The following is a 12609-nucleotide window of genomic DNA, read 5'->3' on the forward strand; positions in this document are numbered from 1 at the left end:
CCCCAAAACCGGTGCCGGAACGTCGCCGGCGATCGAGGCGAAATGCGCACGCCGATATCACAGCGCTGCCAGACAGTGGGGCCGCAAAGCGGCGCCCCTCCAATCCGGCGCCGGGACGTTCAAGCGCCCGCGGCTTTTTGCTTTTCGGCCTCGGCCGCCGCCTCGACGAGACTCTGTCCCGTCCGCTGCGCGGCATCCGGTGTCATCGTCTTTGCGATTCCGTCGGGACCATCGAGAAAGACGAGACCGCCCTCCGCGCTTGCCACGCCGGGTTCGGTCTCGGGCTGAATATGCGAGGGTGAATAGTTCATGATGCGGACCTTTGTACGGGGGACAGAGAATGGGCTTCGTCGTCGATGTAGAGATAGGCGGGATTGAATTGGCCCAGGGCTGTCAGTCCCGCAGGGTCGAGAATCTCGACGAGCGAAGACCGAAACACGCAAAGGCGTTCTTCGCGCAGATGGCGCATGACGCGGTTCACATGCACTGTCGTGAGTCCGCATATCTCTGCGACGTCGGCCTGCGTCAGTCCGAGCGCGAAACGACGACCGTCGCTGAGCCCAGCGGAGACGAGACGGGCATTGGTTTCGCAGAGGAAATGCGCGACGCGCGCGGTCGCATCCAGGCGTCCCAAGCGGAACAGCCAAGCCCGATGGATCGCTGCATCGAGCAATGTCGAGAACCAGAGCTTGCGTGTGAGCGCCGGCATTTCCTCGGCAATTGCTTCAAGTTCGCTGTGGGGCACGATCGCCGCTGTGGCGTTCGTCAGGCTGGCGACATCGTGATCGAGCGTCTTCAGCGGAAAGGCATGGAGATCTAGGAAGTCGCCGGGCACATGGATCGCGACAAGCTGGCGCAGCCCGGCGCGATCATCGAGATAGCGGCACATAAAGCCTTCAATAAGGAGCGTGCTCTGGTTCAGCGGCTCGCCCGCATGGGCGATGATCTTGCGTGGCCGGTACGTCTTGACCTCGCTGATAGCGGCTTCGAGCCGGGCGCGTTCGGCGATGGTCAGGATCGCGCCGCGTTTGTCTCTCAGGAAGCGTTCGGTGAACATATCTGACGATCCTCGCATGAGTTCGGGATGCATCAGTACTGACTCTGTGCCCTCCCCTAACGAGCCGTTGTGCTGCACGTTGCATGGGGGCGGATCCAATCGTCATGATGCAGGTTAATTTTGTTCGTCCGCAGGCAACTCGCCCCGCGGGCAGAAGTTCATTCTGCAGGTTGGCCCGCGGCGCTGCGTAGCAAGCACGGTGCGGCGAGCGGCGAACCTTTCCTCAGTCGATCGGCGAGAATCCAACATGGCCAATAACGATAGCGCAAGCAAAACCCCCGCCCCGCAGACCCCCGCTGATATCGCGGGCGCCGATATCGGCGGCGAGAGTCCGCAGAAGGCGCCGGCGATCCCCGGCGACGCCGCGATCAGCTTCGCGTTCGAAGGGCCGCAGGGCGGCGGCGGCGAAACGCACCAGGTCGCCGGTAGCGATGTGGCGACGCTGACGACGCAGCACGGCACGCCGGTCGCCGACGACCAGAACAGCCTGAAGCAGGGCGCGCGCGGCCCGACGTTGCTCGAGGATTTCCACTTCCGGGAGAAGATCTTCCATTTCGACCATGAGCGCATTCCGGAGCGCGTCGTCCATGCGCGCGGCTATGGCGCGCACGGCTTTTTCGAGCTCACCGACTGCCTGGCGGACGTCAGCCGGGCCGATGTCTTCCAGCGCGTCGGCGAACGCACCCCGGCCTTCGTGCGCTTCTCGACCGTCGCCGGATCGAAGGGCAGCTTCGATCTCGCGCGCGACGTCCGCGGCTTTGCGGTCAAGCTCTATACGCAGGAAGGCAATTGGGATCTCGTGGGCAACAACATCCCGGTCTTCTTCATCCAGGACGCGATCAAATTTCCCGATCTCGTCCATTCGGTGAAGCCCGAGCCCGACCGCGCCTTCCCGCAAGCCGCCTCGGCGCACGACAATTTCTGGGATTTCGTCAGCCTGATGCCCGAAAGCTTCCACATGATCATGTGGACAATGTCCGACCGCGCGATTCCGCGATCATACCGGACGATGGAAGGCTTCGGCGTCCACACCTTCCGGTTGGTCGATTCCAAGGGCAAGTCGACCTTCGTCAAATTCCACTGGAAGCCCAAGCAGGGGCTGCAATCGGTGGTCTGGAACGAGGCGGTCAAGATCAACGGCGCCGATCCCGATTTTCACCGCCGCGACCTTTGGGACGCGATCAACAGCGGCGACTTCCCCGAATGGGAGCTCGGCGTCCAGCTGTTCGACGATGATTTCGCCGACAGCTTCGATTTCGACGTGCTCGACGCAACGAAGATCATTCCGGAAGAACTGGTTCCGATCCGCGTTGTCGGACGTCTCGTGCTCGACCGCGTCGTCGACAATTTCTTTGCCGAGACCGAGCAGGTCGCCTTCTGTACCCAGAACGTGCCGCCGGGCATCGACTTCTCGAACGACCCGTTGCTCCAGGGCCGCAATTTCTCCTATCTCGACACGCAGATCAAAAGGCTCGGCGGTCCCAATTTCACGCACATCCCGATCAACGCGCCGAAGTGCCCGATGGCGCATTTCCAGCAGGACGGGCATATGGCGATGCGCAATCCCGTCGGCCGGGTGAACTACGAGCCGAACAGCTGGGGTCCCACGCAAGGCGGCCCGCGCGAGGATCCGGTGCGCGGGTTCCGGAGCTTCGAGGAAGAAGCCGATGGTCCCAAGCAGCGGGTTCGCTCGGAAAGCTTCGCCGACCATTATAGCCAGGCGAGGCAATTCTTCGTCAGCCAGACGCCGATCGAGCAGAAGCATATCGGCGATGCGCTGGTGTTCGAACTATCGAAGGTCGAACGCCCCGACATCCGCTCGCGCACCGTGTCGCATCTGCGCAATATCGACGCGACGCTGGCTGCGACCGTCGCTGACGGACTTGGCATGGACCTTCCCGAAGCTGCCGTCGCGGCGCGCAAGCCGATCACCGATCTGCCGCCTTCGGACGCGCTCAGCATCCTCAAGAACGGCCCCGACAGTTTCAAGGGCCGCAAGCTCGGCATATTGATGAGCGACGGCGCCAACCCGACGATCTTCAAGGCGCTTGTCAAGGCGCTCGACGCCGAAGGCGCCGTCTTTGAGGTCATCGCGCCCAAGATCGGCGGCGTTACGCTGGCCGACGGAACCAAGGTCGCGGCACGGCACAAGATCGACGGCGGCCCATCGGTCCTCTTCGATGCCGTCGCGATCGTCGTGTCGGAGGAAGGCGCCGCAGAACTGGCGATCGATGCCACGGCGAAGGACTTCGCGAGCGATGCCTTCGCCCATTGCAAGTTCATCGGCATGACCGCCGAAGCGGCAGCAATCTTCGCGGCGGTCGGGCTCGCGGAAGATCTCGACGACGCCTGTATCCTTCTCGAGAAAGCCGGAGATGCGGCGCCCTTCGTCGAGGCGGCGCGCGCGCTGCGCTTCTGGCCGCGCGAACTGAAGGTCGATCTCGACGCCAAGCCAGCGCCGAAGGCCGGCTAGCGGCGAAGCGGCGTCTGCCGGGCCAGATCATTACGGATCGTGGTCGCCGCGACGCCGCCCTCGCCCATCGCGTGGCTGATCTGGTCGAGCCCGAGCACGACATCCCCCGCCGCGTAGAGGCTCGGGACGTTCGTGCGTTGGTGTGCGTCGACGGTCAGGCATCCCTCGGTCGACATCGCGGCACCCACCATTCCGGCGAGCTCGGACTTGATATCCGAGCCGAGCGCCGGATAGACGCCGTCGAACGTCAGCCGGTCGCCATTAACATCGAGGCATATCGCCTTACCCTCCAGCGCAATTGCGCGGCAGCTACCGGCGACCCGCACACCCGCTTCGCGCAGCAAGGCATATTGCGCTTCGCACAATTCGTGGCCGCTTTGGGGCGCAACCAGAGTGATATGCGCGGTGTAGCTTCGCAGGAACAAGGCTTCGTTGCACCCGCGTTCGCCCGTGCCGATTACCGCAACGCGCTTGTCGGTGACTTCATAGCCGTCGCAAATCGGGCAGTAACGCCAGCTACCGTTTGCAAGTGCCTCGTCATGAACCGCATCAGAGAGCATCGCCGGACGTCGGTTGACGACACCGGTTGCGATCAGCACCGACCGCGCGGCAAAATCCATGGAGCCAGCCGAAGCGAAAAATCCCTCGGCCGCCCGCTCGAGAGTCTCGACGCGACGGTCATGGAAAGTCGCGGCATAGAGCCGCGCCTGCGCGCGCATCCGCGCGAGCAGGTCGGCGCCCGATATCCCCTCGGGAAACCCCGCATGGTTGCGCGACAGCGGAATGAGTCCCGCACGGCTGTGGCCCGCGTCGACCACTGCGACCGACAGATGGAAGCGTGCCAGATAGATGGCAGCCGTCAGCCCTGCCGGACCGCCGCCAATGACGAGGCAGTCGAGCAGGGCCGGCGATGCGTCGGGACTGGCTATTGTCCAGCCTCGGCCATGAGTTCTTCCTTGCGCGCGGCAAGCTGAAGCCCGAGCGCCTTCAGGTCGAGATCGCTGTCGCGCGCCTCGGGGAACATTTCCTCTTCCTCTTCCTGAACATGATGGTCGATATATTCGCCGAGCACGATGACCTTGGCATCGAACAGGCGGTCGCCCGCCTTCATCGCCTGGATCTCGGCGATGAGCTGCTTGGCACTGCCATGCTCGACTTCGGCCTCGTCGAACAGATCTTCGTCGTCGATGGCAAGGCGCGCGGCGGGATAGAAGATTTCTTCCTCGATCTGCGCATGGACTGTCAGCGCAAGGCAGATTGTGTCAGCGAGCGACTGCTTCTCGGCATTCGCCTCGAGCTTCTCATATTGCTTGAACCAGGTCTTCACTTCCTTGTGATCGGCCTTGAGCAGCTTGATCGCGTCGGCGGGACGTGCAGCGGGGGATTCGGGTTTGCCGTTGCCTTTCGTTTTGGACGCCGGCTTTGCAGCCGGCTTGGCAGCAGTCGGGGCCTGCTTTTTCGCGCCGTTCGAAGCGCCCTTTGCGGGTGCCGTCTTGGTTGCAGTCATGATTTTGTCCTTGGACGGGGAGCGGAATGTCCCCGTTGTGGAACGAAACGCTGCGCGCGCGGCAAAGTGCCCCAAGCGACGCCATTATTAACCTCGCTCAACCTCTTTTTCCGACAGCATGCGGCGACGCCTTCGACGTCACGGCAGGGTTTGCAATAATCGCTATGATCGAGGTTACATTGGGCAACTGCGCCTCGTCGGCCGCGTTTCTCACCGACAGCGAGGCAGCAGGATATTTTTATGAATCACGATCTTCGTGCGGCGCGCCGCTCGAGCGGACCCCGCTCGTGACTTCGGCCGAAGCACCCATGCGCGTGCTCGAGCGCAGCGTCTATCGCGGGCCGCATCTTTACAGCGCACGCCCGATGATCCGCGTTCGGCTCGACCTAGGCGCGCTCGAGCAATGGCCGACCGACCGGTTACCCGGCTTTGCGGCCGCGCTCGTTGCCAAGCTACCGGGTCTCAAGAGCCACGGTTGCAGCTATGGCGAATCGGGCGGCTTTCTCAGGCGCATGGGCGAAGGGACCTGGCTCGGCCACGTCATCGAACATGTCGCGATCGAACTGCAGGCGCTTGCAGGGGCTTCGGTGACGCGCGGAAAAACGCGGTCGACGAAGGGTCGCACCGGCGTCTATGACATCCTCTTTTGCTACGCCGACGAACGAAGCGGCCTGGCTGCGGCACGCGCGGCGATCGCGCTCGTCGCGTCGCTGCTGCCTACCGGATTCCAGACGGTCGAGGGGCTCGATCGTCTGGCCCAACCACTCGACGCGTCCGCCGGCGCGATCGACGAGATTGTCGGTCTGCTCCGCAAGATGATCGTCGCAAACGGCCTCGGTCCCAGCACTGCCGCGCTCGTTGCTGAAGCGCGGCGCCGCCATATCCCGGCGATGCGCCTCGACACCGCGAGCCTTGTCCAGTTCGGGACCGGCAGCCGACAGCGGCGCATCCGCGCCAGCGTCACGAGCGCGACCTCACTGATTGGTGCCGAGCTTGCCGCGAACAAGCATGCGGCGAAGGATTTGCTACAGGCCGCCGGCCTGCCCGTACCTCGCGGCGAAGTCGTGCGTACATCGAATGAAGCCTTGGCGGCGGCTCAGCGGCTCGGCTGGCCTGTCGTGATCAAGCCGCTCGACGGCAATCAGGGTCGGGGCGTGACGACCGGTCTCAGAAACGAAACTCAAGCGCTGGAGGCCTTCGAACGCGCGACGGCGGTCAGCCGCCGCGTGATCGTCGAGCAGCAGCTTCCCGGCACCGACCACCGCCTGCTCGTCGTCGCTGGCGAGCTTGTCGCCGTCGCCGAGCGCGTACCCGCGCATGTCGTCGGCAACGGCCGCCATTCGATCGAGGAGCTGATCGGCTTCGTCAACGGCGATCCGCGCCGCGGCGCCGGCCACGAAGCGGTCCTCACGCGCATCCGCATCGACGAGGCGCTCCTCCGCTTCCTCGCGCAAAACGGCCAGACGCTATTGGACGTCCCGCCGCAGGGCGCGCTGATATGGCTTCGCGGCGCCGCGAACCTGTCCACTGGTGGTACCGCGAGAGACCGCACCGATGATGTACATCCCGACAATATTGCGATCGCGATCCAGGCCGCCGCGACGATCGGACTGGACGTTGCGGGGATCGACATGATGACTCCCGACATCAGCCGCAGCTTGGCCGAGACGGGCGGCGGGATCGTCGAGGTCAATGCGGCGCCGGGCCTTCGCATGCATATCGCGCCTTCGGAAGGCACGCCGCGCGATGTCGCGGCACCGATCGTCGCGTCGCTGTTCCCGAAAGGTGCCAAGAGCCGCATTCCGATCTTCGCGATAACCGGCACCAACGGCAAGACAACAACGGTACGCATGGTCGCCAAGATCCTCGCCGAGGCGGGCAAGCGCGTCGGCTTCACCACGACGACCGGCGTCTATGTCAACGGCCGCAAGCAGGTGAAATCCGACGCGAGTGGGCCGCAAAGCGCGCGCATGATCCTGCGCAATCCGACTGTCGACGCCGCGGTGTTCGAAACCGCGCGCGGCGGCATCCTGCGCGAAGGTCTCGGCTTCGATGCTTGCGACGTCGGCGCGGTGCTCAATGTTACCGCCGACCATCTCGGCATGAAGGACATTCACAGCGTCGAAGATCTCGCGCGCGTAAAGTCGGTGGTCGTCGAAAGCGTCAAGCGCAGCGGTCACAGCATTCTCAACGCCGACGACCCGCTGACGGTGAAGATGGCGCGCCATGCGCGCGGCCAGATCGTCTGGTTCTCGGGCTCGGCCGATGCGGTCGAACGCAATCCGATCCGGGACCATATCGCCGACGGCGGCATGGCCGTGGTCTGCGGCAGCAACTCGATCCTCTTCTACAAGGATGGCGAGCGCTTTCCCGTCCTGCCCGCGAGCGACATACCCGCGACGCTCGGAGGCGCCGCCGAGTTCAATGTCCTCAACGCGCTCGCAGCGACCGCGATGACCGCCGCCTACGGCATTCCGCTCCCGACGATCGCAGGGGGCCTCGCCGCCTTCAAGCCAAGCTTCGAGGATTCGCCGGGCCGGCTCAATATCGTCGAGGCACATGGCATCAAAATCGTACTCGATTATGCGCATAATCCCGCGGCGCTCGATGCGCTCTCACAACTGCTTGAACAGCTCCGACCGGCTGGCGGCCGTATCCTCGGCATGATCGGCCTGCCGGGCGACCGCCGCGATAGCGACCTGCGCGACGTCGGCGCACAAGGCGCGCGCATATTCGACGAGGTCATGTTTCGAGAAGGACCCGACAACCGTGGCCGCCCCATCGGGTCGATCAACGCACTGATGGCCGAAGGCGCGCTCGGAGCGGGAAAGGACCCGGCTTCGATCCACCGCCTCGCCAACGAGCATGATGCGACCGACTGCTGCCTCGAACGCGCGCGTCCCGGCGACATCGTCGTGCTGACGCCCACCGACATCGAGGGTATCTGGGCCCGCGTCCAGCGGTTCGCCGAAGGGCCCGCCCCCGAACGCGCCGAAAGATTCGAGATAATGGATCTGGCCCATGGATAGACTCCAATGGGTGATCGTCGTCCACGGCGGCGCAAAGACGATCGCGCCCGACAAAGCCGTCGCCCATCGCAGCGGCTGCGCCAGGGCGGTAGAGGCCGGCGCCGAAATCCTGCGTCGCGGCGGCTCGGCTCTCGATGCCGCACGGCGGGCAGTCTGCGTTCTCGAAGATGACCCCACCTTCAATGCCGGTCGGGGTTCGGTGCGCAATGCCGCCGGCGAAATCGAAATGGACGCGGCGATCATGGACGGGGAAACGCTCGCGATCGGCGCCGTCGCCGCCGTGCGGCACGTCGCCAATCCGATCGAGGCCGCCGCAGCGCTGCTCGATACGCCTCCGATCCTCCTGGTTGGCAAAGGCGCCGAGCGGTTCGCGCGCGATGCTGGACTTTGCCCCGCCGGGCCCGAGATCGTTTCCGTCGCCGCGGGAGACCCCGGCCACGATACGGTCGGCTGCGTCGCGCTCGACCGTGCCGGCCATGTCGCTGCCGCGACATCGACCGGCGGGCTCGAAGGCACATTGCCCGGCCGGGTCGGCGACTCGCCGTTGCCGGGCTGCGGCTTCTATGCCGACGATGCGATCGGCGGCGTCTCGCTCTCGGGCGATGGCGAGGCGATCGGCCGTACCCTGCTAGGCGCGCGGGTCATGCGTGCAATGGAGCGCGAGCCCGCCGATGAAGCTGTCACTGTGATATTCGCGCCGATGGAACGGCTCGCCGCCGAAGCCGGTGTCATCGCCATCGACGCAACGGGTCAGATCGGCATTGCGCACAATAGCGACCATTTCGCCCTCGCTTGCGCGTCGAGCGCCTTTCCGGAGGTCGTTTCCGCCATCCACCAGAATGAATTGAGAGAAGAAAAATCCAATGTCTGAACAAAGCAACGGCCCATTGATTGCTATCGGCGGTCATGAAGACAAGGACGGCGAGCGCCGGATCCTCAAAGCCATTGCCGAGCGCCTTAACGGCGGCCGCCTGATCATCGCAACGGTCGCGAGCCACGAGCCCGAGGGCTATTTCGACGCCTATAAGGATGCGTTCGCCGCGCTTGGCGCCACCGATCTCATCGAACTTTATGTCGACGACCGCGACGAAACCAACGACCCGGCGCATAAGGAATTGATCGACGGCGCCGCCGGCATTTTCTTCACGGGCGGCGATCAGCTTCGCATCGTGAGCCAGCTCGGCGACACCCCGCTCGAGAGCGCAGTCCGCGATCTCCATGCGCGCGGCGGCGTCATTGCAGGTACGTCCGCGGGTGCCTCGGCACAGAGCGAGACGATGCTCATCGGGGGAAGCGACGGCGAATCCTATCGGATCGGCGAGCTGCACATGGCGCCGGGTCTCGGCCTTATCCCGAGCGTGATCATCGATCAGCACTTTGCCGAGCGCGGCCGCATCGGGCGCCTGCTCGGCGCGGTCGCCCACAATCCGCGGATCCTCGGTATTGGGATCGACGAGGACACCGCCATCGTCGTCGACGGCGAACGCTTCAAGGTGATCGGGTCGGGGGCGGTGACGATCGTCGATGCCGAACATGTGACGCGATCAAACATTGCCGAGGCCAAGCCGCAACGCGTGCTGTCGATACACAATGTTACGCTACATGCGCTGAGCGCGGGCGACGAGTTCAATCTCGCAACGCGCAAGCCCTGCTCACCGTCGGAGAGTTGACCGGCAGGGGCGCGGCGAGCCGCGTCCCTTGTGTCAATCGCCCCGGCCCACGAGGAAGTCGCGCGACGGCGCCGTCCCGCTTCGCCCCGAGAAGGGACAGACCCAGTCGGTTCCGACCGCACGGCCCGAATATTGCCGCGCCTCCGACATCGTGCCGTGACGGGCCAGCATCGGATTGACGTCGCCGGCCAGCTTGACATCGCGCGCAAGGATCGTGCTGCGCATCTTGTCGTACATGCCGTTGGCGCGCAGCTGCTCGAACTGGTCGTGCAGGTTGAAGATCAGCGCGGGGCGCTCGAAGCGCCGGGCGGGCCGGCTCGCACGCGGATGAAGGCCGACCACGAAAAAGGCTTCGCCGCCGAAACTCAGCGAGAAATGCGGATCGCCGGGATCGACGCTCACCCGTGGGTCGGCGTGCTGACCATGGAAATCATCCTTCTGCGTCAGCGACTCCAGCCGCTCCCAGAGGCAGTGTTCGAAGCCTTCCTCGTCAAGACCGCTATCGTCTTCGAACACGACAGCGAGCGAGTGGAAGAGGCTGGGCTCGCGCGAATAGGTCCAGGCGAGATCGAGCAGATTGGGATAGATCCGGAGATCGTCCCACGCCGACCGCATGTCGCGGCCAACGACGATCCTGATCTGTCCTTTCGCCAGCGCCGACTTCGCACCGACGCACGGAAAACCGGCGTCGCGCACGAAGGCGTCGAAACGGCGGGCGAGCGGGTGATCGCGATCATCTGAAGGTTGCAGCATGGCGGTGAAACCATCGAACAGCGCCGCAGTTGCGCGCGATTAACCTCGGTTATAACGATTTGCAGCGCGACGGAGCGCTCGCCGCGCATGCAAGTGAAACCGGAAAAATACGCAGGTTTCAGGGACTTGCTTCGATGCTTGGCGATGCGGGGTGCAGCTCCCGCGGCAAGGTTCAGTCCCGCGGCGGCGGCGGCGGATAAACCACCGCGTCGCGCTGCTTTTCGGGACGGATATAGATCGAACTGATGCGCGGCTCGGCCGCCTTGAGCGCCGCTTCCATTTCTTCGATCAGCGTTTCGGCGCGGCCCATCGAGAGGCGATCGTCGAAGTCCGCGCTGACCGCAACGAACACCGCGTCGGGCGAGGTATGGATCGTGCGGACATGGTTGACCGCGGTGATCTCCGGACGGCGTTCGAGCAGGCGCCCGATCGCAGCGACAAGCTCGGGGTCCGCACTTTCGCCGATCAGCAAGCCCTTCGCTTCGCGCGCGAGCAGCACCGCGACCGCAGCAAGCACGGCACCGATCGCCACCGATGCCATGCCATCGTAGCGCGCATCGCCGGTGGCATGGCTCACCCATACCCCGACCGCGGCAATGGCGAGGCCGAGCAGCGCCGCGCTGTCTTCGAACAGGACGATGAACCCCGCGGGATCTTTCGAACGCTTGACCGCCTTCCACCAGTCGAGGTCGCCGCGTGCCGCGTTGAATTCGCGGACGGCAATGCCCCACGAGCTGCCTTCGAGGAGAAAGGCGATGCCGAGCACCACATAATTGATCGTCGGATCGCGCAGCGGCTCGGGATCGGCGATATGGCTCCAGCCCTCGTAGATCGACACGCCGGCGCCGATCGCGAAGATCAGGATCGCGACGACAAAGGCCCAGAAATAGAGTTCGCGCCCGTAGCCGAAGGGGTGATAGGCGTCGGGCGGCTGTTTCGCGCGCGACTGGCCGTATAGGAGTAGCATCTGGTTGCCGCTGTCGACGAGCGAATGGACGCCTTCGGTAAGCATCGAGGACGAGCCGCTGATCGCCGCTGCGACGAACTTCGCGGCAGCGATCCCGAGATTGGCAAACAGCGCGCCATAGAGCACGACATTCGCTTTCATGTGACGATAGGCGGAAGCGGTCTGCATGGCGTCTCCGGGCGGGCGAAGCCAGCCACCTCCCGCCACTCAAGAAGCGTTCGATCGCGCGCTCGGTTCCGCGGCATCGTCATCATTAGACATGAAGGCGCGAAACCAAGCGCCCTCCTCGCGGGTTCGGGTCATAGGCGGGCGCTCGATCCCGCCCGCCGCCCGCGAAAGTATGACGATGGAACTGCTGAGCCCCGACCTTATCTGGCCGATTGCGGGCGCGATCGTCGCCGGTGCCGTTATCGGCGCCGAGCGCGAATATCGCGCCAGCCCCGCGGGCCTTCGCACCCATATTCTGGTCAGCCTGTCCTGCTGCCTGTTGATGCTGTCGGCGGTTCACCAGATGGCCTGGCTCAATGATGCCCCGGTCGACGTAATCCGCATCGATCCCGTGCGCATGGCGCATGGCGTGCTGACCGGGATCGGATTTCTGTGCGGCGGCGTCATCTTTCGCGAAGGGTTTAACGTTCGCGGGCTGACCACCGCGGCATCGCTCTGGACGACCGCGACACTCGGCATCCTGTTCGGCATCGGCTTCTACGAGCTCGCCATCTTCGGCACGGTCGCCACCGTACTCGTACTCGCTGCCGTGACGATCACTGAGCGCCGCGCTCCGCAACGCCGCGTCGTCCATCTCAAGGCGCGCTATAACCGGTCCGCGGGCATGCAGGTCCGCGCTTTCGATGCCCTGCTGGCCGAGCATGGCATGCGCGCAATCACGATCGATCAGCTGATGGCCGAAGATGTCGTCGAATATGGCGCGATCGCCGACGGCTTCGAGGAACTGCGCGGCGAGCAGCTCGCGGCCAGACTTGCCGGGAACCAAGATGTCGTCGGATATGAAATCCGGCCCCAGCAAGCGTGATCGGGGTCAGGACTCGGAAATTGTTTCATCCTCGATCGCGGCACGGATCATCCGGTCCCAGACATCGGCATCGCCGACCGCGAGCATGCGTCCGCTCGGTTCCTGCAAGGTGCGCAGCGC

Annotated in this window: 11 protein-coding genes; 5 read left to right on the forward strand and 6 right to left on the reverse strand. The window is 64.5% G+C overall.

The genetic code is table 11. The features are described from left to right. Window positions 1-119 precede the first annotated feature (119 nt). Both VN047_RS01245 and VN047_RS01250 read right to left on the reverse strand, forming a co-directional pair. Window positions 120-311, reverse strand: coding sequence for a hypothetical protein (locus VN047_RS01245; protein ID WP_325539214.1), 192 nt, complete (start codon window positions 309-311; stop codon window positions 120-122). Next, a complete protein-coding gene (locus VN047_RS01250; protein WP_325539317.1) occupies window positions 308-1057 on the reverse strand; it encodes a Crp/Fnr family transcriptional regulator in 750 nt (249 codons plus the stop codon). Before VN047_RS01250 ends, VN047_RS01245 begins: the two co-directional genes overlap by 4 nt. 247 nt (window positions 1058-1304) lie before the next feature. On the opposite strand from VN047_RS01250, the gene VN047_RS01255 reads away from it, so the two are divergent. After that, window positions 1305-3530: a catalase gene (locus tag VN047_RS01255; RefSeq protein WP_325539216.1), complete on the forward strand. Its 2226-nt coding sequence runs from the start codon at window positions 1305-1307 to the stop codon at window positions 3528-3530. Here VN047_RS01255 and VN047_RS01260 read toward each other — a convergent pair. Both VN047_RS01260 and VN047_RS01265 read right to left on the reverse strand, forming a co-directional pair. Further along, window positions 3527-4432, reverse strand: coding sequence for an NAD(P)/FAD-dependent oxidoreductase (locus VN047_RS01260; protein ID WP_325539319.1), 906 nt, complete (start codon window positions 4430-4432; stop codon window positions 3527-3529). The two genes, VN047_RS01255 and VN047_RS01260, sit on opposite strands and share 4 nt — an antisense overlap. A gap of 23 nt (window positions 4433-4455) precedes the next feature. Beyond that, complete coding sequence (locus VN047_RS01265; protein ID WP_325539218.1) at window positions 4456-5037, reverse strand: hemerythrin domain-containing protein; 582 nt, start codon at window positions 5035-5037, stop codon at window positions 4456-4458. A 164-nt stretch (window positions 5038-5201) separates the two neighbouring features. On the opposite strand from VN047_RS01265, the gene cphA reads away from it, so the two are divergent. The 3 genes from cphA to VN047_RS01280 are packed head-to-tail and all read left to right on the forward strand — an operon-like array spanning window position 5202 to window position 9736. Continuing rightward, window positions 5202-8066: a cyanophycin synthetase gene (gene cphA, locus VN047_RS01270; protein WP_325539220.1), complete on the forward strand. Its 2865-nt coding sequence runs from the start codon at window positions 5202-5204 to the stop codon at window positions 8064-8066. Further along, on the forward strand, window positions 8059-8937 hold the full coding sequence (locus tag VN047_RS01275; RefSeq protein ID WP_325539222.1) for an isoaspartyl peptidase/L-asparaginase family protein: 879 nt from the start codon (window positions 8059-8061) through the stop codon (window positions 8935-8937). The genes cphA and VN047_RS01275 overlap by 8 nt, the downstream gene beginning before the upstream one ends. Continuing rightward, a complete protein-coding gene (locus tag VN047_RS01280) occupies window positions 8930-9736 on the forward strand; it encodes a cyanophycinase (protein WP_325539224.1) in 807 nt (268 codons plus the stop codon). The genes VN047_RS01275 and VN047_RS01280 overlap by 8 nt, the downstream gene beginning before the upstream one ends. Window positions 9737-9769: 33 nt before the next feature. Here VN047_RS01280 and gntA read toward each other — a convergent pair whose 3' ends face one another. Both gntA and VN047_RS01290 read right to left on the reverse strand, forming a co-directional pair. Further along, window positions 9770-10489, reverse strand: a complete 720-nt coding sequence (gene gntA, locus VN047_RS01285; protein WP_325539226.1) for a guanitoxin biosynthesis heme-dependent pre-guanitoxin N-hydroxylase GntA — start codon at window positions 10487-10489, stop codon at window positions 9770-9772. 172 nt (window positions 10490-10661) lie between these two features. Beyond that, entirely contained in the window at window positions 10662-11624 is a 963-nt protein-coding gene (locus VN047_RS01290) for a cation diffusion facilitator family transporter (protein ID WP_325539228.1), read from the reverse strand. A gap of 178 nt (window positions 11625-11802) precedes the next feature. Between VN047_RS01290 and VN047_RS01295 the strand changes: the two genes are divergently transcribed. Then, the gene (locus VN047_RS01295) at window positions 11803-12489 is read left to right on the forward strand and encodes an MgtC/SapB family protein (RefSeq protein ID WP_325539230.1); all 687 of its coding nucleotides are present in this window, start codon (window positions 11803-11805) and stop codon (window positions 12487-12489) included. Window positions 12490-12609 lie beyond the last annotated feature (120 nt).

The sequence above is a fragment of the Sphingopyxis sp. genome (assembly GCF_035565275.1).
In the GTDB taxonomy this organism is placed as follows: Bacteria; Pseudomonadota; Alphaproteobacteria; order Sphingomonadales; family Sphingomonadaceae; genus Sphingopyxis.